Genomic DNA, 22415 nt, shown 5'->3' with positions numbered 1-22415 from the left:
ATCCAACTTATGGAGTGCGGATTTTGAAGCAGCGAATGTAATTATTCCGCTAATAACGCCAGAAGATATCCTTCATTGTTGAAGAGAACACTGCGAATGGCAGCCAAACAGTTCGTTCAACAAATAATACTCAAGCATACAAAAAATCATTACGATGGATAAAAAAGAAAGCAAAGAGCAGGAAAAGTCGAGTCGCTCACGTTTTACGAGAAATGCTGCTGAAGTCTGAAAAACTGGCAGAGTAACATTGCTCGTTTGCAACGTGCAACTCGTATCTATCATTCTTCCCTATTGTGTGGTTAAACACGTCAAACTACAAAAGCGTGCAAGGGTAATTCAGGAAAGGAAGGTGAGGCGTGGATGTGCAGAGCCACAATACTCCGTCGCGTAATGATTAGATTGTTTGAAGCGTCGCACCCGACAGCCAAACATTTTAAGTCGAGTAAAACGGTTGGAATGATCAAAAACATCTTCTAGACCCTCATTAACTTGCTAATTTTAGTAACGATTTTAACTCCCCTATCTTCTTACTTGCAACACTCAAATTAGTACTTTATAGTTCTAGTTATGACCAAAGGTAAAATTAATGAATCAAAAACGTGTGATTGAAGTAGCGGCAACATTATTTTTAGAGAAAGGTATTTTAAACGAGGCCAAGCATATCGGTGAATTCGCTAAAAGTATCCATCAATTGAAGGGCTAGCAGCAATTTATTCATGTAGCAAGCTTAGGCCTGCTTGTGACGAGTATGCAAAGAGGGCTGATGCCAGTTATTCCTGGAGGCAAGGGGCGTGAATTAGCACTTATTTCAAACGATGAGCTAGCGAAGTTTAATGTTCAGGTTTTTAAGCAGGAGCAATCGTCTATTCAAATGGTCATCATTTTCCTCTTAGCCATCCGAGGGAAACGACTTCCTTTATACTACGAAATTAATATGATATTTTCAAAATGGACCTGTCGGCATTTAAAATAGAGGAGTTGTCTAGTATGCTCATTTCAGTTCAACATATTCGGCACGCTACGTCAATTCTAACCATAAACGGTAAACGCATACTGGTTGATCCGATGTTAAGTGATGTCGGCGAACTTTCGCCTGTGCCTTTAACTCGAAATTATCGTAGAAACCCATTAACCCCATTGCCTGTTCCACTCCTCCTTTTTGAGGATGTGGATGCCATTCTGTTGACACATCGTCACTTTGATCATTGGGATAAAAAGGCCATTTCCATTCTCAATAAAAATATACCTGTATTTTGTCAGCCCAGAGACCAAGCTTCCGTGCGATCTGCTGGGTTCTTGAGAGCAATACCAGTCAATAATTCTTTTGAGTGGGAAGGTATTCAGATGAAACGAATTGCGGGGCAACATGCTCTAGGGCTTTCTGGCAAATTACTCGGGCCGGTTTCCGGCTTTATCTTGAATACAATGAAGGAAGGTTCTATTTATATCGTTGGTGACTGTATTTATACGCCTGCTATTGAAGCGGCTTTTCGTAAGTACAGTCCGGATATTGCTATTTTGAATACAGGGGAAGCGGAGATGATATGGGGAACTGTTATCACCATGACACGCGAAGATATCGCTCGCATAGCTCGATTGTCACCGAGGACCAAGCTCCTTGCCGTACATCTGAATACCATCAACCACTGTAAATCGAGCCGAAACCAGCTTACCAAGTTCCTGAAGGAACAACATCTGGAGGATTCCGTTTGGGTCCCTGAAGATGGAGAAGTCGTCTCTTTTTAAATCTCCTTTCCTTTTGGCGCAATAAAGAATGAGCGTATACGCCGCGAGGGCGAGAAGCGTGTAGATGTAATACTAAAAGACTAAGAAGGAAGAAAATCCAAATCCACAACCTCTCGCGGTTGTGGATTTGGCATATGGAGCCGAGCCGTGGTGTGCCAAATCACAATTCGCCGCCGATTGACGCTACGGTTGTTCGAGGGTGTTACATAGACGACTGCTTCTAATCCATGAATTGATCCGAGATGAGTGACGCTCAAAAGCGACGACGATCAGATTATTGAGCGCTTGCCTTGCCAAGCAGTCCCTCCTCTTGCGCTTTGTTTATAGCGTCATCCCTGTTATTGACCCCAAGCTTTGAATAGAGGGTCGATACATAGTTACGAATCGTACCTTCCGAGAGGATCATGTTGGCAGCAATAGTTTTGTAACGGAGTCCCTGAAAAAGCTGCTCCAATATGTCCAACTCGCGTCTTGTTAATCCGTACGGATTAGATCCTACAGATCCTCCCCCCTCCATTAGACGCAGGCTTTGCTGCTTCATCTCCTCAAACACCTGTTCCGCGATTTCTTGTGTAATAGACGTACCCCCCATATGTATGAGCCGGATTGTTTCTATTAATTCTTTTGGCTGGATAGACTTCATCAAATAGCCGACTGCTCCGTTCTGAAGTACGGTTACCGCTTGTTCTACCTCACTGAAGGTGCTCATGATAATAACTCGAAGATCAGGCCACTTTTCTTTTATCACTTTCAAAGCTTCGATACCATCCATTTCGGGCATACGGACATCCATTAAAATGACATCCGGATGCATTTGTTCGCACAAGTCGATTGCGGCTTTCCCATTCTCCGCCGTACCTACAATCTGCAAATCCTCTTGTTCATCCAGTATCATCCTAAGGCTGTCTACAATCAACTGTTGATCATCTACGAGCACAATCCGAATCTTGCTCTGCAAATTTTCATGTCTTGGCACGGTACACAGGACGACAGTCCCTTCATCAGGATCAGAATGGACAGACATCTGGCCTGACAGCTCTAACATCCTCTCCTTCATTGTAGAAAGTCCGAAGCCTGGCAGAAGTTGTTCAGCGCCTTTTCCATTATCTTGAATTTGAATCCTCAATTGCTTACTTTCGAAGTGCAGTTGAACCTGAATGGATGTTGCTTGTCCGTGACGCGCCGCATTCGTTAACGCTTCCTGAAGACAGCGGTACAGCGCCAGTTTAATTTGATTGGGCACGGAATATTCATCACCCATTGTACGAAACTTGACTTCTATGCCCGTTGTATCCTGAAATTTGTTCACCAGCTTTTGCAGTGATGAGGTAAAAGATGCATGGAGGCTGGACATCGACATCTGATGCAGATGTTTCCGAACCTCATCAAGCCCATTGCGGGAAGAGTCCAGGAGGGCGTCCAATCGCTCCGAGTGATCGCCGGTGACCGCTGGACGTAACGACTCCATCCCCATAATAATGGAAGTCAGTGTATGGCCGATCGTATCATGCAACTCCTTCGAAAGCCGGTTACGTTCTTCGATTAACGTCATCTGCTCGATTTGGACCACGTGTTGCCTCAGAATACGATTTTGCTCCCGAATGATTCTGCCTTGGTTATGAGCGAGAATAGCTAATTGAAAAGCATAGCCTAATGTAAAAACGATCCCGTAGTTCAACATGACATTAAAGAGGATTTCCGTCCAGTCCTTGCCGGTTACGGAGCAGACGATAAACGGTACGACCCCAATAGATAAAAACGCTGTCCATCGAGAGGACTTGTTAATGCTTAATATGCCGATAACAAAGCCAATCGGGATAAACCCCCATACATTAGATAAAGAATACAGGTTTAAGAAAATAACGAAACCACCCGATAAAACAATCTCTGAAATCAAATACCATCGCAGATGAAATTGTTGAAGCAAGAACGGTATAGAGAAAGGAACAAAGGAAAGCGCAATAGCTACCCAAAGTGGCATCGGCAATTCATTCGTATAATTCCTGCACAAGCCGATAACTTGCGTGATCCACCATACGATACGTATACCAAATACGACCCAATCCGGCCACGACCAGCGTATAATCATTTGTTTCATAGAGTACCTCAATCCTTCACCTGATTGTTATCAGATTGTACCATATTCTGTTCCTTAAGAAGAGCAATCCCTGTCCCGGTTGCCCAAGAAAGGGATTGTCGTCATGCTCTTACTTCATATGGGACGGGCTTGTTTTGCGAATTTGGAAAACAATGTCGAACTGCTCTAACAGGGATGCTTCAAAGTAAACCGGCGCGTTCGGGACGAGTTGTCCCCCAAGGCTCAGCAACGGCCGCTTTTCTTTGACCCATTGATCAGCCTGTCCCTTAAGATGGCGATTATCCAACAAGAACATATCATATGGGACTTTTCCAAGCGTATCATTGGTACTGTTCACATCCTGTGGAATCGTTTCCGCCTTAGTCTTGCCAGAAGCGACATCACTGAATAAGGTAAACTGGCCCTCCGCCGTTGTGCTGCCAACGACGACATAATCATCACCTAAACGTTCTTTCAAAAATTTTCCTGATCCATCAGGGTAGAAATTTTTATCGATAATGCCTTTGGCTACGTGGACATTGTGTGCCCATATCATCGATTTACCGCCTAATGCCTCTTGGGCCCATATTAAATGATCGGCCATAAATTGTTCATGCAGCTTTAACATGCTTGGATAGTCACTAGGCACCAACATGGTTGTGAAGTTCTCTATCGCCTTCGCTGTTGCTTTCGCCCAGATCAGCTCAGGTGAATCTTTCTCTGTATTTGCCTGTTTGGTCTTGCCATCGAGCAATCGGACCACGTTCTCAGCGTTAGCCTTGAACTTTTCTTTCGCTTCTGGAGTCAGCTTCATATAATCCTGCAAGCTTCCAGTCACAGCCGGCATATCTTTATAATTTTTTTCCACTTCTGCCAGTACATCAGGCTGATGCTTCTTTACATAATCTAACACTTGATTATAGGTATTCTGATCCATCCCCTTCAAGTCAAGCCCGATAAATTGGATTTTCTTCTTGTTTGATGGATCAGCATTATAATCCTTCATCCAATTTAGCATGGCTATAATTTCCTCGTTCGGATACAATAGTTTCAAAAATTCTCTTGGATTCCCTTTTCCTGTTTGGATGTATTCATTCAGCTTTAAACCGTCTCCCCAATCCAATTCCATTCCGAAATTCGTAAAGCCCATCTGGGTGACCATATATTTCACAAGGCGAAACTTCATGGTGAAAATTTCGGAGCTTCCGTGCGTATTCTCCCCCAATCCCACGTAATGGGCACTCCCAATCATGTTCTCAAACGGCTTTAGATCATCGAATGGTTGTGTCGGGTCTATCGTCTTCAACGGCTTTGCCTGTGATTCAATCGATTTGATGATATTATTCTCGACCGGTTGTGCTGATTGGACGACTTCTACTGGTCGAGCTCCCTTGTCCCCGGCGCATCCTGCTGTTAGTATGGCTGCACTAACCAAGGCAACCATTCCACTGTACATCTTTTTCTTATTCATCTTCATCGTTTCCACCCCATCGAATTATTTAAGCAAGATTGATCTGCAAGCTAATACCATGCATCAATTGCTATAATCCGATTGTCACTCATGCACCATCACTTTTCATAGTTACGAACTGTCATGAATTTTTTTGACAAGCATCACGAGAATTTGATTACTGTTCCTCACTATCGGAGATGACAACCCGTGAATGATAATGGTTTCATCGAATCGATAACAGAGAAGGTTAGAATAAAAAAATGGAAAAGGAGTTTTGAAGAGATATCAATCGATTCGACATGCTAACTAATTCATTGGAAAGGAAGAATTTTTAATGAGATCGCACACAGCAGCACCACGAACCGAGGATCGAGTCCAACGTGCCAGAACAGGACTTCGGCTCTACCTAGGCATCTTATTCGTCATTAGTATTATCCTGAATACAATAGTAATCATGACTAAAAGCATCCCGCTCATCGTAGTGTACATGTTTACACCCGCACTGTCTTCCATTCTAGCGCGCATCCTACTGCGTGAGGGATTTAAAGACGTATCATTCAGTCTTAACAATACGAAAATATGGAAAGGCATTGGATTAGCCCTGCTATTGCCTATGGCCATCTGTGGGATCAGTTACTCCATTGCCTGGCTTAGCGGGCTGGCTGTGTTTCAACTTCCTCAAGGTGGTACGTTAGAACCGGTCTATCATTTACTTGGACTGCAGTATCTACCGACACCGCTGCACTTCGTTTTAATAGTCGTTGTGACTGGAATCTTAGGAAGCTTGATCAACTTGATCCCGGTTATGGGGGAAGAACTCGGCTGGCGAGGTTATATGCTCACACGGTTGGTCGATGCCAAAGTTAAGCGCCCAATTCTTATTAGCGGATTAATCTGGGCAACGTGGCACGTTCCAATCGTGATTGTCGGTTTATACGCCGCAGGATCGTCTGTCATTCTTTCCGTGCTTGGCATCTACCTATGTATCGTGCCATTCAGCTTTATTACCGCCCGTTTGCGATTAATCACAGGCAGCGTCTGGCCTTCGGTCATCATCCATGCCACATGGAATGCCACTATTCAAGGGCCTTTCACACGTGCAACTACAGGAAATCAATCTGAGATTTGGATCGGAGAATCCGGCCTGATTACCGCTCTGATTATCTTGATTACTGCAATCAATATGTCCCGAGCAACGATGCGCGGGCACAACCATTAAATAATTGATTTTTAAGTGACTGGACAGTGAAAAGTTCTTGTCGAAAAAACGTTGCATAGAAAAATAACCCAGTCCGGCGATCATATGGTATCCTTAGGTTCCAACACGAAAGGATAACATCGCCAAATGGGTTACAAGAAGCAGTTTACCTCATTTCAGAGCGATTGACCATACCGATGCTCAAATACTTGAATGAACTTCTACTTCCATTTCGCTCTTGCTTCTCCAGAACAGCCACTTTCGAGTGGTTTGTCGTGATCGTCATCGGCTTTATGCTGCGCTCCGACCATCTCGGTGTGACTTCCGTCATTCGGGATCTCTCGCTGAATGGTCGCTGCTATGAGACGCTGATTCACTTCTTCCGTTCGTCCGCCTGGTCTTCGCCATCCTTACGGCAGGTTTGGCTTCAGGTCATCCGCCGGTCTGCGCCTCTGCTGGTCATTCAGGATCCCGTGGTCCTCGTCGGTGACGGGATGAAAGAGGCCAAGGAAGGCCGCCGGATGCCAGGCGTCAAGAAGCTCCATCAGGAATCTGAGAACGTCTCCAAGGGCAACTATATTTTCGGTCACTTGTTTGGGGCCATCGGCATTCTGGTGGGGGATTCCCGGAAATGGTTCTGTTTGCCCTTGTTCATGAATCTGCAAGACGGCATTCAAACCATTCTAAACTGGAAGAAAACGAACAACGAGCCAGAGACCCCTTCTCATGTGGTTCAGATGATTGAACAAGGGTTTGAGGCTGCCAAAGGCTTCGGTCAAGCCCTGCTGCTTCTGGATCGGTACTTCTTGTCGGTTCCGGCCCTGAAACGCTTGCAGGCGTACCATCTCGCCTCCGATGCCCGGATGCATCTGGTGACGAAAGCCAAGTCTAACGCAGTGGCCTACGAACATCCCGCCCCTAAGAAGCCCGGGCGTGGCCGACCGCCGAAAAAAGGCAAGGCGGTCAAACTGAAAGAGTTGTTCACGACTCGCGCCGCCGACTTTCAAACCGTCATCGTTCCTCTGTATGGCAAAGAAGAGGAGGTTCAGTTTCTAGTCCTGGATTTGCTTTGGGGACAGGGATGGTATCAGGAATTACGCTTTGTGCTGGTGATTCATCTGGACCGCTGCTCCATGCTGGTCAGTACGGATCTCTCCTTGGCGGCTACAGCTATCATTGGCTTGTACGGTTATCGCTTCAAGATCGAGTGCACGTTCCGGGAAATGAGCAAGTCATCGGCGCTTTCGGCTACCGTTTCTGGAGCAAGTCCATGCCGAAGCTGAACCGGTTTTTGAAAAAGGATACAGCCCATCCGCTCGAAGCCGTAAAAGACGAACAGGATCAACGTCGGATGGAACAAACGATTCAAGCCATCGAAGGTTTTGTCATGTGCCAGTGCATCGCGATGGGGCTGTTGCAACTGGTCGCTTTGCGCTTTTCAGGCCGGACGCCGGGGATGTTTTTCCGCTACCTGCGAACCCCTCTCCTACTGTGGTGTCTGAGGCTACCGTTGCCGCATATTTCCGCAAGTCTATTTTTCGCCTGTTTGCTCAAAATCCGCATTTATCTATAACGAAAATAATTAAATCCAAGCAGGATACGTCTCATATTGACGAGGATTCGCTGGCTTCTTAGTGGTGTAGAACTTTTCACTGTCCAGTAAGTGATGAAACAAAAAAAATAAATTTGAAGGGTTGAATCTACCTGCTGTTCTACAGGATTGCAAATATAGCTATAGTACCCCTCAATGAGATTGTTTACCTGGTCTAATGCTATATCGTCTACAGCACTTCTCTAAAATAATGTTAAAAATCCTTTCGTCTACCAGCCGTCTGCAAATAGTCAGATAAACAGCAAAAAAACCGCTATTAAGCGGGTTTTTCTAATGGAGGTGAGGGGAGTCGAATCCCTGTCCGAGGATACGACACCTAAGCTTCTGCGAGTGTAGTGACAGATTTGATATTACTACAGACCGTATTTACTCCGTACGCAAGAACATAATCATTAAAATGGCTGTTCCCAAAAGGAAACAAAGGGGGGAATAGAGCAGACTGTCCCACTTTGCAAAGACTGTTCCCTTCTTTCTCTTGAAAAAACCTACCCATCTGAAATCTCCGATAGAACGTAAAATAAACAAACACGATAACAAGCCTGCTCCGTAGGAGTAGAAGGAGTTGAAAAGCAGGAATTGTGTAACTCCCCCTAGTTCAAGGACGAACCAGGCTGCTATAGCTAATAAAATGGCTACAATCGCTGTACCTGTTTTAGAGGGCTCAAAGAGCAAAGCCGTTCCTGTGCTCGGAATCGCTGCCTTAGATCCTCTTTTCCCGCCAACTGCCCAATATACATGCATGCCACTCAACATAAATAGAATTCCGCCAACTGCCCATGTGAGAAACTCCAACATATGACATCCTCCTTAAATTGTAATCCACTCCGTCCAAATCATGTGAATATGTTGCTGAATAGTTTCGTCACTTAGCGTCTCTTGTTTGTGACGCTCATACCACCCTAAGTAATAATGGTACAACATCCATGATTTCTGAAAGGCTTTCTCTGGCTGCATACCTTTTTGGATAAATAACTGTTTCATAAACTCCATTCTCATCTGTTCCACTTCATCCAGAATGGAGTGATACGTATCATCCTTCAATGACAGTTTCCGTAGATAAAACAGGAAATCTCCCCGTTTCGTCGTCCCGAACATCTGGGTCAGCACGTCTCTGATCCGATCATCTGCGGTAGCATGGACAATAGACGATGCAATGACCTGTTGTGTCGTCTGCATCCTCCACGTCTCAACAATCTGTTTAACATAGCTGCTGCGATTGCTAAAATACCAATAAAAACTGCTCTTGCTGCATCCTAAGCAAACGGCCATTTTTTCAATAACGAGCTGCTCGATACCGCCCTGTTCAAACCGTTTAATTCCTTCCTGAATCCATTGCTCATCTGTGACAATAATTTTAGGCATCTTGCCCTCCTTTTTTTTCTGTACGCTATCGTCTAGATAAGTATTATATTACAGATCTTTTGGAGTGATGTAAATAGATATACATAAACGCCCACTTGAAATACCTGCGGATTTGATCTATAATGCTGTAGCATATAGTGATATTTAAGGCATTGATCAAAGACATGATTTCCTTGAAGGGCCGTTCAGAGAGAAAAGACGAGGCTGAGAGCTTTTCCGGCAACCGCATGTGAAGTTACCCCTTTGTAGCCGTGACGTTGAACATGTAGCTGTGCAATGTGGCAGTGGCATCAGTAAGCGCCTACCGATTGATCCCCGTTAACGGATACCAATGGAGGGTCACGCATGTCGTGCATGAACATGTTTAATGAACATGAATGTATGCACAGGAGCGGGCCGAACTAGGGTGGAACCACGAGCTGAACGCACTCGTCCCTTGAGGGAGAGAGGCGTTTTTTTTGCGTTCAATTTTGATATATAGCAAGTAACCTACAATTTGAATGGAGGCTTTAATCGTGAGTATTCAAGTGAAATTGCCAGATGGAGCGGTACGCGAGTACGAGCAGGGCGTAACGATCGCTGATGTGGCGGGTTCGATCAGCTCCGGGCTGAAAAAGAACGCAGTCGCAGGTAAAGTGAATGGGAAGGCTGTGGATCTGAACACCGTTTTGGATCAGGACAGCGACCTGGAAATTATTACGCTGGACGGTGCGGACGGTCTGGAAATTTATCGTCACAGCACAGCACATTTACTGGCACAAGCTCTCAAACGCATTTACGGCGAGAAAAACGTGAAGCTCGGTATTGGCCCGGTTATTGATAGCGGCTTTTACTATGACATTGATATCGAAAACCCGTTGTCCGTTGACGATCTGGCGAAGATCGAGAAGGAAATGGCGAAGATTGCACAGGAAAATCTGCCGATTACACGCCGTGTCGTTAGCCGTGAGGAAGCAACTCGTATTTTCGGAGAACTGGAAGATCCGTTGAAGCTGGAACTGATTCGCGATTTGCCAGAGGATGCGGAAATTACGATCTACGATCAGGGCGAATTTTTTGACCTCTGTCGCGGGCCGCATTTGCCATCTACTGGCCGCATTAAAGCTTTTAAACTGCTGAGTGTAGCAGGCGCATACTGGAGAGGCGATTCCAACAACAAGATGCTTCAACGTATCTACGGAACTGCATTCCCGAAAAAAGCACAGCTGGACGAGCATCTGCACTTGCTGGAGGAAGCGAAAAAACGCGACCATCGCAAGCTGGGTAAAGAGCTGGAGCTGTTCATGTTCTCCGAAGAAGCACCAGGTATGCCGTTCTACCTGCCGAAAGGTATGGTTGTCCGTACTGCGCTGGAGGATTACTCCCGTGAAATTCAACGTCTGCATGGCTATGAAGAAGTACGCACACCGCTGATGATGAACAATCGTCTGTGGGAACAATCAGGACACTATGAGCATTACAAGGAAAACATGTACTTCTCCGAAGTAGATGAAACTACATTTGCTCTGAAACCGATGAACTGCCCAGGGCATATGCTTGTGTTTAAAAATGAGCTTCATTCTTACCGCGATCTGCCGATTCGTATATCCGAATTTGGACAAGTGCATCGCCATGAGCTGTCCGGTGCGTTGAACGGTATGATGCGTGTTCGTACATTCTGCCAGGATGATGCCCATATTTTCGTCACACCAGGTCAGATTGAACAAGAGATTTCGGACGTAATCAAGCTGATTAACGAAATGTATAGTGTGTTTGGCTTTGACTTCACAGTGGAGCTGTCCACACGTCCAGATGACTTTATGGGCGAGCCAGCGCTGTGGGATCAAGCGGAACAAGCTCTGCAAAACGTGCTGGATCACCTGGGCATCAGCTACCGTATTAATGCGGGAGATGGAGCATTTTATGGCCCGAAAATTGACTTCCACATTCTCGATGCGCTCAAACGCAGCTGGCAGTGCGGAACGATCCAATTGGACTTCCAAATGCCTGAGAAGTTCGACCTCACCTATGTGGGCGAGGATAACCAGAAGCACCGTCCAGTCGTTATTCACCGTGCCATCTACGGTTCGATTGACCGCTTTATGGGCATCCTGACTGAGCATTTTACAGGTGCATTCCCATTGTGGCTGGCCCCTGTACATGCGAAGCTGCTGCCAGTATCCGAGAACTATATCGAGACTGCCAATGAGATACAGGATGCATTGCTGCAAGCGGGTCTGCGCGTCGAAGTGGATACTCGTAATGAGAAGCTTGGTTATAAAATCCGCGAGGCGCAATTGGAGAAGGTTCCATATATGTTCGTTATCGGGGAAAATGAAAAAACATCCGGTACTGTAGCGGTTCGCAAACGGGGCGAAGGCGATCTAGGATCGCTCAGCATTGCGGACATCGTTGAGAAAATCAGCACAGAGATTCGTGAGAAGCAGTAATATTCGATTGAAAAAATGAGCAAAAGAGCCATCAAAACCATGATGAACGTGGTTTTGATGGCTCTTTTTTTGTACATTACAGAATGCATGGGTTTCAGCGAAGCTGAGCCAAGGCTGTTGTCGCCCTGATTGAATGATCAAGTTACCAGATAAGTAGTGAAGTCCTAGCAGGTCTGCGGCCGGGATGCAGTGTGATCTGGGGGCAGAGCGTGCGTCTTCGGAGCTGAAGCCGCAGACGATTCTTCCTGTTCCTCGCTGAGTGACAAGATCTCGCCGCGCAGCTTCAGCATTTTCTGGTCCAGCTCATAGGTTGCACGTGCAGCCTCGGACAAACCGTCCACAACATGCTTAGGCACTTTTTTATCAAACTTATAATATAAAATATGTTCCATACTGGCCCAGAAATCCATAGCCAGTGTGCGCAGCTGGATTTCAACCTTAATCCAGCGCGTACCTTCAAACAGGATCAGCGGAAATTCTACAATGACATGAAGGCTCTGATAGCCGTTGGGCTTGGGATGGGCAATATAGTCCTTGACCTCCAGAATACGGATGTCTCCCCGTGTGTGCAGGTGATCCATCAGACGGTAAATATCTTCGACAAAAGCGCACACCACTCGCATACCTGCGATGTCATGGATTTCACGCAGTATATTGTCCAAGGTGACTTCATACCCTTTGCGCCGAACCTTTTCCACGATGCTGTTAGGCTCTTTGATTCGGGTCTTGATATGCTCAATCGGGCTAAAGCCGTGCAACAGCTTCCATTCCGTCTGAATCAGCTTGATTTTGTTCTTTAATTCCTCCAGAGCCAACTGGTAAAGGACGGGGATTTTTCTCCATTCCTCCAGTTGCTTGGCGTTAACTCCGTTCTGCTCCAGCTGTAACTGAAATTCCTGTAAGGGCAAAGGAACAGCATTCAAGTGCTTCCAATCCGGTTCATTCATAGGCCATTCTCCTAAGTGAGGCTTACGATGTCCTCGATCTATTTCGTAAATATGTACCACCGTATATATTGTACACCATGTCAAAACCTACAGGCAAAGGAGAAGAGGCCAGCAGGAGAAAAAACAGGATAACCATTTATGTGATAAAACCGAGTAATCCGATGTGTAATTACAAAAAAATATTAATTTGGAGCATTTCATTTTTAAAAAATAGCACGAATGTAGAGTAGCCGGAGTAGAGCATGACGAAAAAGGAAGTACAGTCCAAAAGTATGACTTGAGATTTTTACAGCCAAATGAAGATGCAATTCCAACAGCCGCTGTACATACGCTGGAACACTTGTTGGCGACGTATTTGAGAGATGAAGTTAAAGGGATGATCGATATTTCTCCGATGGGATGCAGAACCGGGTCCTATTTGATTTTTTGGAACGAACATGAGCCTGAAGAAATTGCAGTCGCTTTGGAAAAAACTTGAAAAGAATTCTGGAAACCACGGAGGTTCCGGCTGTCACGCCTTTGGAATGCGGGAACTACAAGGACCACTCTCTTTTCTCAGCACGGAATGTGTGAAAATTGTATTGGAAGCTGGCATTAGCCGAGATCTTTTCCAAAGAGTATTTTAAAATTTATGATTTCGATGGACTTATCTCATCAGACAGCAGTAGTGACAGGCGGCAAGTCAGGTATAGGCAAGGGAATTGTGGAGCTTGGGGGGGAAGTAGAGATGAAGAAATCAATCGGCTAAGGATGCCGAGTTGGACATTCAAGTGAAGGAAATTAACGGCGGGATCAAAACGAACAATGCCACTAAGGAAGGCGAAGTGGAAGTGAATGCATTCCAGTCGTGGGCGTATCTCGTTACCTACGACAAGGAAAGTAAGGTGAATTTGAAGGCTATTGCCACAGCCTATCTGGAGCCGATGGGAATTTATTAACAAAAATTCAAAAGCATTGATGAAGTGACGGACGTGGCTTTGGTGGCTTTGGCAGATAATCCGGCCAATACGGCAAGAGGTTTGAGGCTGTTGGAAGCGTCCGGCTTAATTAAGCTGAAAGCAGATTTTGATTATGCTTTAGGTACGGTCAATGATATCACCAGCAATCCTAAAAACCTGAAATTTGAGCTGATCGGGAATACGATTGCTTTGGAAGGTGGTCTGAATGTACTTAAGGATTCTTTGTTCCACGAAGAGATCAGTCAGGCGACTAAAAATAATATCAATGTCCTGGTGACCTCATCCGATAAGCAAAACGACAAAGGACTTCAAAAGTTGGCAGACCTGTATCATAGCGAGGATACTCAGAAATACATTAAAGATGAATATGGCGGCACCAAGGTAGAGGTTAAAGAGCCTGTTTCTTATTTGGAAGGAAAGTCCTCAAAAAGCACCTTCAAAACCACGCTGTATCGTGGTTTTGAAGGTGCTTTTTTATTTCATTAACGAGTTGCACAATTTAGAATGAAAATCATGAACGAGTGGAGTGGGACTGCTGTCCCTTAATCGGCTCCCCGCCTTGAGGCTATCTAGCCGGGATGCTGCGCGTGCCCTCTGTCATCGGGGATGAGCAGAGCGGGCACATCGGCGGCGTGCCTGCTCCAGCCGAAGCCGTTCGGCGGGCGCCTGTCGTATCGCGCCGCATCCACGCCTTGCAGGCGTCGTCGGTGCATTTCCACACGGGCACGCTGATGCGTGGCTCCTCCCGTGTACTTGCCACCGACGAGGCCGTCCGCGCTGGCCCGCTGCCCTGCCCCGGTCTGCTGCTCACGCGGGAAATCGCGCCGGACGGGTTCGCCCCGCTGCTAGCGCGGCCACCTTGCCCGGAAGTCCCCTTCGGCTGGCCGAAGCTGGTGCGCCGCGTTTCCGGCTTGGAAGCCTCAGGGGGCGTGACCCCGTAGGCTTCCAGCAGAAAACGCGACACGGCGGCAGGCTTGCCGTGGTTGGAGGCGGGGGAGGTGATGTACAGCAGCTCCTTCGCCCGGGTGACAGCCACGTAGGCGAGGCGGCGCTCTTCCTCCAGTGCCGCGTCGTTATCTGCGGCCGCTGCGGGGGCTGCGCCTGCCCGTCGATCCTCTGGCAGTTCGCTGTGCAACGCGGAGCTGTGCGGCAGGATGCCTTCGCTGGCGCCGATCCAATAGACGCAAGGGAACTCCAGTCCCTTGGCCCGGTGGATCGTCATGAGGCGGACAGCATCGCTGTCTTCTTCCTTGCGCAGCGATTCCATCTGACGATGGCGCTCGGAAAGCTCGTCCGCAAAGCTGACGAACGCCTCCACTGTGTCAAAACGCTTCGCCGCCGTTTCCAGCTCCTCCAGACTTTCCTGCATTGTTTCCTTATAATGAGTCCACGCGCCCGTATCGCCGCTTTCCAAATATTTATCATAGAAAACGCGCCGCATTTCCTGAATGGCATAGGTCGGCTTCATGGTGGTGAGGCTGCGAATCAGCCGAATACGCTCCTTCACCTGTTCACGCTGAAAGTCACGCAGTCGATCCCAGCGGTTGAGATGGATTAGCGGATATTTTTTTGCCTGCTGCTTTTCCTCGCGCATAATCCATTCCATTCCCGCTTCACGGGAGACATACAGCGGTCCAAGGGTACTCGGAATGGATTCCATCCGCCGAGGGTTCAGCGACAGACGCAGGTGATCCATCAAGGGACGAATCAGGGATTGGTCATAAAATACCGCCCCGGCTCCGTACTGAATAAACGGTACATCCCGCATGATTAGTTGCTCAAAAATAGAACGGCTTCCGCTGGCTGTCCGGTGCAAAATCGCGATATCCCGGTAGCGAAGCCGACCTTCCTCTACCTGTCCGAGCAGATGTGTAACAATATGCGCTGCTTCTTCCTCCGGCCCGGATGGCGTAGCAAACTGTGGGGGCAGGCCCTCACGTCCGGCAGCCGATAGGCGCTTGGAGCGCCGGTGGACGTTTTTGGCGACAATGTTGGAGCCCAGCCCCAAAATCCGCGCATCGCTGCGGTAATTTATATCAAGGGTAATGACCTTCGCATCCTTATAAACCTTGTCAAACTCCAGAATGGATTCCTGACGCGCCCCGTTAAAGGTATAGATCGTCTGGTCATCATCACCGACGACCATCAAATTGCGGTGACGGGCAGCTAATCGCTGCACCATTTCATATTGCAGGGCATTCGTATCCTGAAACTCATCGACCATGATGTGGGAAAAACGCCGTTGAAGCGGCTGAAGCACATCCGGGTCACGCAGCAGAACGGAGGCACGCAGCAGAATATCGTCAAAATCCATTTTATTGCGCTCCTGTTTCCACGCTTCATACGCGAGCATGGCACGCTTGGCATCCGATTCCTCGCGTACGGTTTCCGGCAGCTCGTCCGCGCTACGACCTTCCGCCTTCCAGGCGGAGAGGGCGGACAGCAGGCTTTCAGGCTGGAACGCCTCGCTAAGCCCGAGCTGGTGAAGCATCATTTTCATGACGGTGTGCTGGGCCTGCGTTTCTCCGAATACTTCATCCTGCACGCCGCGATGCCGCAGCATCGCCAAAGCGAACGAGTGAAAGGTACGCGCTTGGACGGCACGTGCGGCTGCCGCGCGTACACCGGGTAGTCCTGCGATGCGCAGCTTCATTTCAGCAGCCGCCTTGCTGGTGAAGGTCACCAGCAAGATGGACGATGCAGGGACATCCCGCAGCGCCATCAGGTAGCCTGCACGGGCGGCCAGTACCGTGGTTTTGCCGCAGCCTGCCCCGGCTAGTGTCAGCAAGGGGCCTTTGCCATGCCGGACGGCCTGGATTTGCGGGCGATTCAAATGAATACCCGCGTTCTCCAAAGCGCGAAAATAAGCCGAGTCGCGGTCACTGTCAGATACTAGCGTTGAACTGGTATCCATAGAAGCACGGCGGGCCTGCGGGCTCGACGTTGAATAAGGAACCCCGATAGGACGGGGGTAAAAAGCAGGATTTGGGTCCATGATCCTGAAACCCCTTTCGATTATAAAATCTTCCATTTTCACAAATGGGGGTAGTTTTTGGTATGATAGAGTTCTAGTCAGCATAAGCTGATCTTGAGAACAAGACGATAGACTGAAATATATGCTGAAACACATGCGGGTCTGAACAGATTGTTCGTCAGAACGTTGCCGCGGATGCTTGCATCCTTCCAAAAGGCGATATGACCGCATTCCATTATACAGGAGTTCGAGGTTTGCCAACAGAAAAAAACTTGGGATATATGCACGGTACGGGGAAATCCGGCTGGATATAGGGAGGAAATCACGATGAAGCTGATTCAACGTATTAAGGAAGGCGCTAATCGCGCTACAGAAAAGGCGCAGCATGCTGTCGAGATTAGTAAAATAAATTCACAAATTACAGCGATTCAGCAGGAAATGGATGTTCATTTTTTGCGAATGGGTCAAATTTTTTATGAAGGCTACCGGGCATCCGATATGTCGGTGGCAGAAAAGGAAATGACACAGCTATCTACTGCTTGTGATGAGCTTCAGGATGAAATTGACGAGCTGCGTGGTAGAATTGCAGAGCTGAAAAATGCTCATTTATGCACCTGTGGTGCTGTTGTGCCGCTGGATGCGAACTTTTGCCCGAAATGTGGGCGTAAGCTGAATGAGGGACAGGCCGCTTCCAAGCAAGTGGCTGCCGTGCGTGAAGAGGCGCCAACGGGCGTATATTCGTTTGATCTGCGCAAGCAGGAAGAACCGGCCAAGAGTTCTGAGCCCGCTCACAACCATCACGAAGAACACGAGCCGTATGATCACCATGAACTGGAGCAGCATGAGCTGCATGAAACACACGAACCATCCAGCTTGGAGCGCAACTATACGGTGTCCGATTTTACACCGGAAGAAAAAGCAGCCTTCGATGAAGAGTGGGAGCGTCGTCGTCAGGAAGAGCTGGAGCAAGAGTATCGCCGTCTGGATGAGCTGGAACGTGAACGGGAGCGCCAGGAGGAGTTGGACGAGCGCATCCGATACTGGAAGGCCAACAACTCCGAGGCAGAGAAGCCGGCAACTCCAGTTGCGCAGGTACGCGAGAATGTGAAATGCCAAATTTGCACAGCCGAGCTGCCCAAAGGCTCCAAGTGGTGCCCGCGTTGCGGAGCTGAACAGATTTGACGCAGCCGAACAGGCTGTCACAAGACATGGAGAGAACGCCGGGCAGCATAGGGGGAACAGAACATATGGAGCGTTTGCTGCATCATCTGCGGAATCTGGGATTTACGGAAATGGAAGCCAAGGTTATGGTCGAGCTATCGAGGCAAAATGCGGCCTCCGGCTATGAAGTCGCCAAGCGTCTGGGTGCATCACGCTCCAACGTATACGCGGCTTTGCAGCGTCTGGCCGGGCAGGGATATCTCAGGGCGAGTGCGGGAGAACCTGTACGTTACAGCATGCTGCCGTCGGGTGAGCTGACCCGGATGATTGAAGGACAGTTGCAGGAGTCTCTGCGTGCGGTCGAGAAGGAAATGCCGAGAGCAGAACCGGCCAAGCCGACCTTTTATAACGCGGAAGGCGACCGGAATGTGCTGGAAAGCCTGACACGTGAGCTGGAACGGGCGGAGCATGAGATTGTGCTGGATTTGTGGCGTGAGGAAGCTGAACTGCTGCGGACAGAGCTGGAAAAAGCCGAAAAACGGGGTGTACGTCTGTTATGGTCCTGCGATAACGGAGAAAGCGTGCTTGGACCGTGGCTGCCGCGTGCGTCTCAGGAGGCTGGGCAGGGACTAGCGGGGCGAAAATTTTCTTTTGTCATTGATCGGCGCTGGTGCATGCTGGGCATGCGGGGAGAGAATTGCCCGACACAGGCGCTCATTACCGAGCATCCGGTGATGACAGGACTACTGTTGAATCATTTTGCCCAGGATCTGATTCTGTATGAGTTGGAGCATGACATGGGCAGCGAGCTGTCGACCCGGTATGGCTGGCGGTATGAGGGCATTATCGGTAAATACATGTCGGCTGGAGAATAAATAAAGAATTATAGAGCAGGAAGTTCCATCAGAGCCCGGCATATAGATATAATGTATCCAGCCTTGCCCTAGTGTCTCGTGCCGGCCAGCAGTGAAAGGTATGGTGCCAGTATCCCTTGGCGTGTGCGTCTTGGCGGGAAGCTGTTCCAAGAGACTTATCTTCATCATCATCATAGATGTTCAGAAGCTCACTAGCCATCGTGGTTCCTCCTCATTATAAAGCAGATGTAAAAGGCCTATTTTACAGTATAACGTGTCTTTCGTCCCGACGATATGAAGGCGGTTATGGAATGTGGAGTGGGGCTTGGGGTATGCTGGAAACATGGAGATTTACGCCATAAAATAGGTATACGATCGAAAGGAGCGATTTTACATGGAATGTATCGTACATTTTCGGGTCATGCATCCGAAAGAACCCAAGGAGCTGCGCGGGCTGATTATGCTGGAAAGCGGAGGCAAGCCAGGAATCGAGCAAATCACGGATATGTTCAAAAATATGGGTTATGATGTCCGTCCAGACAATCCGGAGGAATTGATTTTCAAGCCAGTCGATGCTAGAGCGAATTATACATATATCCGGGTTATTGAGCTGGATACGGGTGAGGAAGTCTATCAGGAAGATCGGGATTTACGTGCTATTCTGGAAACCTTGCTGAATAAGCATTAAGAGATCAGGAGGGCTAACGGATAGGATGAGATAAGCTGTCCTGTTGTCATTTCATAGGAACGGAGAAAAGAAATATGAGATTGTATATCATTCGGCACGCAGATCCTGATTATCCGAACAATACCATAACTCCGGAAGGGCATTTGGAGGCTCAGGCACTGGCCAAACGGCTTTCCAGTCACGGACTGGACCGCATTTATGCTTCTCCTATGGGGCGTGCGCTGGATACGATGCGATACACCGCGGATTCTCTCGAGATGATTCATGAAGTGGAGCACTGGACGCAGGAGCTGGGCTTGAAGCTGGAGGAAACTCCCTATGGCCGTCTCTCCCATTGGGATTTACCAGGTGAAGTGATCCGCTCTGAGGTACCTCTTCCGACTCATGACTCCTGGAAGGAGATTTCCTATTATCAGGGAACACAAAGTCCTGAGACGTTCGAGCAGCTAAAGCTTCATTCCGATGAATTCTTGAAGCGCCAAGGCTTTGAGCGGGTTGGGGGTAAATATCGGATTCTGAAGCATACCGAAGACCGGGTGGCTGTATTTTGCCATGGCGGCTTCGGACTGACTTGGCTTGCCCATCTGTTGGAGCTGCCACTGGCCCTGGTCTGGTCCGGTTTCTGGATGCCGCCTAGCTCCGTAACCACCATTTTGTTTGATGAGCGTTCCAAGGAGTGGGCGACTCCACGTTGCATCGGCTTCGGTGACGTTTCCCATCTATACGCAGAGGGATTGCCCGTCAGGCCCCGTGGCATTATCACCAATTTTAGCTGATCAAGCCTTCAATACAATATGAAAGCGGCTTAGACGTTGCATTGTCTGAGCCGCTTTTTGTCAGTCATATGCGTTTTTCCTGGTCGACTGCTTCCTGCTAAACCATTTAGCGTGCTTCTACATAACCTTCCAGCTTGGAAGTGCAATGTGCGCAACGGGTAGCAGCTACAGGAATTTCAGACAGGCAATGCGGGCATTCCTTGATCGTTTTTTCTTGAGGAGGTTTTTCTTCCTCTTTACGCTTCAGCATGTTAATCCCTTTGACCAGCAGGAATACGCAGAAGGCCACGATCAGGAAGTCGAGCAGGACGTTAATAAACTGACCGTAAGCAAGAACTGCGATTCCCGCTTCTTTGGCCTGTGCCAAAGTCATGCGTGTACCGTCAGCATTTAAAGGATCGGCAGTTCTTAAAGCTACGTATAAGTCCGGAAAATTCATGCCGCCCAGAAGCTTACCAATCGGAGGCATAATAATATCGTTTACTACAGAAGTGACAATCTTGCCAAACGCTCCACCGATAATAACACCGACCGCGAGATCGATCACGTTCCCCCGTACAGCAAATTCTTTAAACTCATTAATAAAACCTTTTCCGCTCATGTGAGTGCTCACCTTCTTTACATAAAATTATTTATTTATAATACATGCTACGTCAGCGGAGGGCAATTCCAAATTGATGTATTGCACTTTGTCACAAATCCACAGGTTCATTTGTCTTCTAAGTGTAAACCAATGATGGAGGCGATGTATCGTGAGTTTAAGATTGAATTACAGAGCAGTGAGCCCAAGTACGTTTAAGACTATGATGGAGATGGAAAAATATATTTCCGGTCGTTTTACAGACAAGGTGCTGTACGAACTACTGAAAATTAGAGTATCCCAAATGAATGGATGTTCCTATTGCTTGGACATGCATGCCAAGGATCTACTGAAGCTGGGGGACTATGGTGATCACATTTTGCAGTTGGCCCTATGGCGGGAAGTTCCTTTGTTCACGGAAAAAGAACGTGCTATGCTTGAATTAGCTGAAGCGGTTGCACGCATTTCTGAACAAGGGGTACCTACGGATTTGTATAATCGGGTCAGAGAACATTTTACCGAGGAAGAATATGTGGATTTAATCATGGCAGTTAACGTTATTAACAGCTGGAACCGGATTGCCATTGCAACAGGGATGTATCCGGGCAGTCTTTAATCGACAGGAGGGCATACTTTGACTGACAAAGAAGAAGGAATTGGACAAGACTCGGCAGCGTTAAGTCTGGAGGAGCTATATCGAAAATATCGTAAATATTCTTTTGCCATTGCTTATCGAATGCTTGGGACAGTGACGGATGCCGAGGATGTTGTTCAAGACTGCTTTGTCGAGTTGAAGAAAAAGCCCCTGGATGACTTACAGAATCCCAAAGCCTATGTAGCCAAAATGACGATGAATCGGTGTCTGAATCTTCTGAACTCTGCGCGCAAGCAAAGAGAGACGTATGTTGGACAGTGGCTGCCGGAGCCCTTAGGTGAGAGTGCAGATATTCCAGCGGATTGGTTGGAGCGTAAGGATATGATTTCTTACGCTTTTCTGGTTCTGCTGGAGCAGCTCAAGCCGATGGAACGAGCTGTTTTTGTGCTCAGGGAAGCTTTTCAATATGACTATAAAGAGATCTCGGAATTACTGGGAAAGACAGAGAGTAATTGTCGTCAACTGTTCAGTCGCTCCCGCCGTATTCTCGCTTCCGAGGAATTTGCCCTTGCCGATCCGGTAAGCAGCAATATAATGAGTCCTTCCAGAATAAAGGTACTGGAACGTTTTACAGCCGCCTTTCTCGCCTACGATGTTAGCGCTATGCTGGAGCTACTGGCTGAGCAGCCCGTATTTGTGGCTGATGGCGGAGGTAATGTGCATACGGTGATGAGACCTATGGTTGTGCGCAAAGGCGTCCTCGCTCTGCTGACCTCTCGTCGAGTATTAACCGTGTTAAGGGAGAGAGAGCTGGTCCGCACCGTTATCAATGGTGAGGTACAGCTCGCATTCTTGAAAGAAGGTACAGTGAGGGAAGTCTTATGCATCAACCTGGCAGCGGACGGGGAGCATATTCAGGATTTTTACTTGATGATCAATCCAGATAAGCTGGGGCATATTCGGGTATGATCAGAAAAAGCCGACAAGTTACAAAAACCTTGATT

General features: G+C 47.8%; 19 protein-coding genes and 4 pseudogenes. 15 read left to right on the top strand and 8 right to left on the bottom strand.

Annotated features, from left to right (window positions below; translation table 11 throughout):
- Positions 1–75 precede the first annotated feature (75 nt).
- From ACWGOO_RS13900 to ACWGOO_RS13890, 3 genes and pseudogenes are all read left to right on the top strand, one after another.
- Positions 76–245, top strand: a pseudogene (locus tag ACWGOO_RS13900) (glycosyltransferase family 2 protein); the annotation flags it as partial.
- A 494-nt stretch (positions 246–739) separates the two neighbouring features.
- Positions 740–973: a hypothetical protein gene (locus ACWGOO_RS13895; protein ID WP_452484280.1), complete on the top strand. Its 234-nt coding sequence runs from the start codon at positions 740–742 to the stop codon at positions 971–973.
- A 14-nt stretch (positions 974–987) separates the two neighbouring features.
- On the top strand, positions 988–1746 hold the full coding sequence (locus ACWGOO_RS13890) for an MBL fold metallo-hydrolase (RefSeq protein WP_452484278.1): 759 nt from the start codon (positions 988–990) through the stop codon (positions 1744–1746).
- Positions 1747–2020: 274 nt separating this feature from the next.
- Here the strand turns inward: ACWGOO_RS13890 and ACWGOO_RS13885 are convergent, their stop codons facing one another.
- The gene (locus ACWGOO_RS13885; RefSeq protein ID WP_452484276.1) at positions 2021–3835 is read right to left on the bottom strand and encodes a response regulator; all 1815 of its coding nucleotides are present in this window, start codon (positions 3833–3835) and stop codon (positions 2021–2023) included.
- A gap of 118 nt (positions 3836–3953) precedes the next feature.
- A complete protein-coding gene (locus ACWGOO_RS13880; protein ID WP_452484274.1) occupies positions 3954–5294 on the bottom strand; it encodes an erythromycin esterase family protein in 1341 nt (446 codons plus the stop codon).
- A 316-nt stretch (positions 5295–5610) separates the two neighbouring features.
- On the opposite strand from ACWGOO_RS13880, the gene ACWGOO_RS13875 reads away from it, so the two are divergent.
- From ACWGOO_RS13875 to ACWGOO_RS13865, 3 genes are all read left to right on the top strand, one after another.
- A complete protein-coding gene (locus tag ACWGOO_RS13875; RefSeq protein WP_452484272.1) occupies positions 5611–6495 on the top strand; it encodes a CPBP family glutamic-type intramembrane protease in 885 nt (294 codons plus the stop codon).
- Between the two features lie 164 nt (positions 6496–6659).
- Entirely contained in the window at positions 6660–7757 is a 1098-nt protein-coding gene (locus tag ACWGOO_RS13870) for a transposase (RefSeq protein ID WP_452484270.1), read from the top strand.
- The gene (locus ACWGOO_RS13865) at positions 7745–8047 is read left to right on the top strand and encodes a hypothetical protein (RefSeq protein ID WP_452484268.1); all 303 of its coding nucleotides are present in this window, start codon (positions 7745–7747) and stop codon (positions 8045–8047) included. The genes ACWGOO_RS13870 and ACWGOO_RS13865 overlap by 13 nt, the downstream gene beginning before the upstream one ends.
- A 405-nt stretch (positions 8048–8452) precedes the next feature.
- Here ACWGOO_RS13865 and ACWGOO_RS13860 read toward each other — a convergent pair whose 3' ends face one another.
- Positions 8453–8881: a DUF3995 domain-containing protein gene (locus tag ACWGOO_RS13860; RefSeq protein ID WP_452484266.1), complete on the bottom strand. Its 429-nt coding sequence runs from the start codon at positions 8879–8881 to the stop codon at positions 8453–8455.
- Between the two features lie 12 nt (positions 8882–8893).
- A complete protein-coding gene (locus ACWGOO_RS13855; protein WP_452484264.1) occupies positions 8894–9448 on the bottom strand; it encodes a TetR/AcrR family transcriptional regulator in 555 nt (184 codons plus the stop codon).
- Positions 9449–9963: 515 nt separating this feature from the next.
- Here ACWGOO_RS13855 and thrS point away from each other — a divergent pair.
- Entirely contained in the window at positions 9964–11877 is a 1914-nt protein-coding gene (gene thrS, locus ACWGOO_RS13850) for a threonine--tRNA ligase (RefSeq protein ID WP_452484262.1), read from the top strand.
- Positions 11878–12041: 164 nt separating this feature from the next.
- Here thrS and ACWGOO_RS13845 read toward each other — a convergent pair whose 3' ends face one another.
- Positions 12042–12824, bottom strand: coding sequence for a GTP pyrophosphokinase (locus ACWGOO_RS13845; RefSeq protein ID WP_452484260.1), 783 nt, complete (start codon positions 12822–12824; stop codon positions 12042–12044).
- 223 nt (positions 12825–13047) lie between these two features.
- Between ACWGOO_RS13845 and ACWGOO_RS13840 the strand changes: the two are divergent.
- Positions 13048–13450 (top strand): annotated as a pseudogene (locus ACWGOO_RS13840) (S-ribosylhomocysteine lyase); the annotation flags it as partial.
- A 105-nt stretch (positions 13451–13555) separates the two neighbouring features.
- Positions 13556–14269 (top strand): annotated as a pseudogene (locus ACWGOO_RS13835) (MetQ/NlpA family ABC transporter substrate-binding protein); the annotation flags it as partial.
- A 79-nt stretch (positions 14270–14348) separates the two neighbouring features.
- Here the strand turns inward: ACWGOO_RS13835 and ACWGOO_RS13830 are convergent.
- Positions 14349–16778, bottom strand: coding sequence for a UvrD-helicase domain-containing protein (locus tag ACWGOO_RS13830; protein WP_452484258.1), 2430 nt, complete (start codon positions 16776–16778; stop codon positions 14349–14351).
- A 306-nt stretch (positions 16779–17084) separates the two neighbouring features.
- Between ACWGOO_RS13830 and ACWGOO_RS13825 the strand changes: the two genes are divergently transcribed.
- Complete coding sequence (locus ACWGOO_RS13825) at positions 17085–17939, top strand: zinc-ribbon domain-containing protein (RefSeq protein ID WP_452484256.1); 855 nt, start codon at positions 17085–17087, stop codon at positions 17937–17939.
- Between the two features lie 65 nt (positions 17940–18004).
- A complete protein-coding gene (locus ACWGOO_RS13820) occupies positions 18005–18793 on the top strand; it encodes a TrmB family transcriptional regulator (RefSeq protein WP_452484502.1) in 789 nt (262 codons plus the stop codon).
- 70 nt (positions 18794–18863) lie between these two features.
- On the opposite strand, the pseudogene ACWGOO_RS13815 reads toward ACWGOO_RS13820, so the two are convergent.
- Positions 18864–18992: pseudogene (locus ACWGOO_RS13815) on the bottom strand (NUDIX hydrolase); the annotation flags it as partial.
- A 174-nt stretch (positions 18993–19166) separates the two neighbouring features.
- Here ACWGOO_RS13815 and ACWGOO_RS13810 point away from each other — a divergent pair.
- Positions 19167–19460 carry a hypothetical protein gene (locus ACWGOO_RS13810; RefSeq protein WP_452484254.1) on the top strand — a complete coding sequence of 98 codons (294 nt, stop codon included), beginning with the start codon at positions 19167–19169 and terminating at the stop codon, positions 19458–19460.
- Positions 19461–19534: 74 nt separating this feature from the next.
- Complete coding sequence (locus ACWGOO_RS13805; RefSeq protein ID WP_452484252.1) at positions 19535–20236, top strand: histidine phosphatase family protein; 702 nt, start codon at positions 19535–19537, stop codon at positions 20234–20236.
- A gap of 106 nt (positions 20237–20342) precedes the next feature.
- Here the strand turns inward: ACWGOO_RS13805 and mscL are convergent, their stop codons facing one another.
- Positions 20343–20837, bottom strand: coding sequence for a large conductance mechanosensitive channel protein MscL (gene mscL, locus ACWGOO_RS13800; protein ID WP_452484250.1), 495 nt, complete (start codon positions 20835–20837; stop codon positions 20343–20345).
- Between the two features lie 151 nt (positions 20838–20988).
- On the opposite strand from mscL, the gene ACWGOO_RS13795 reads away from it, so the two are divergent.
- Positions 20989–21432: a carboxymuconolactone decarboxylase family protein gene (locus tag ACWGOO_RS13795; RefSeq protein WP_452484248.1), complete on the top strand. Its 444-nt coding sequence runs from the start codon at positions 20989–20991 to the stop codon at positions 21430–21432.
- 18 nt (positions 21433–21450) lie between these two features.
- Positions 21451–22380: a sigma-70 family RNA polymerase sigma factor gene (locus tag ACWGOO_RS13790; protein ID WP_452484246.1), complete on the top strand. Its 930-nt coding sequence runs from the start codon at positions 21451–21453 to the stop codon at positions 22378–22380.
- The last annotated feature ends 35 nt before the right edge of the window (positions 22381–22415 follow it).

It is taken from the genome of Paenibacillus sp. NPDC055715, assembly GCF_053617595.1.
Note: the sequence above shows the minus strand (reverse complement) of the source record. Positions and strands in the feature narration are given on the sequence as shown.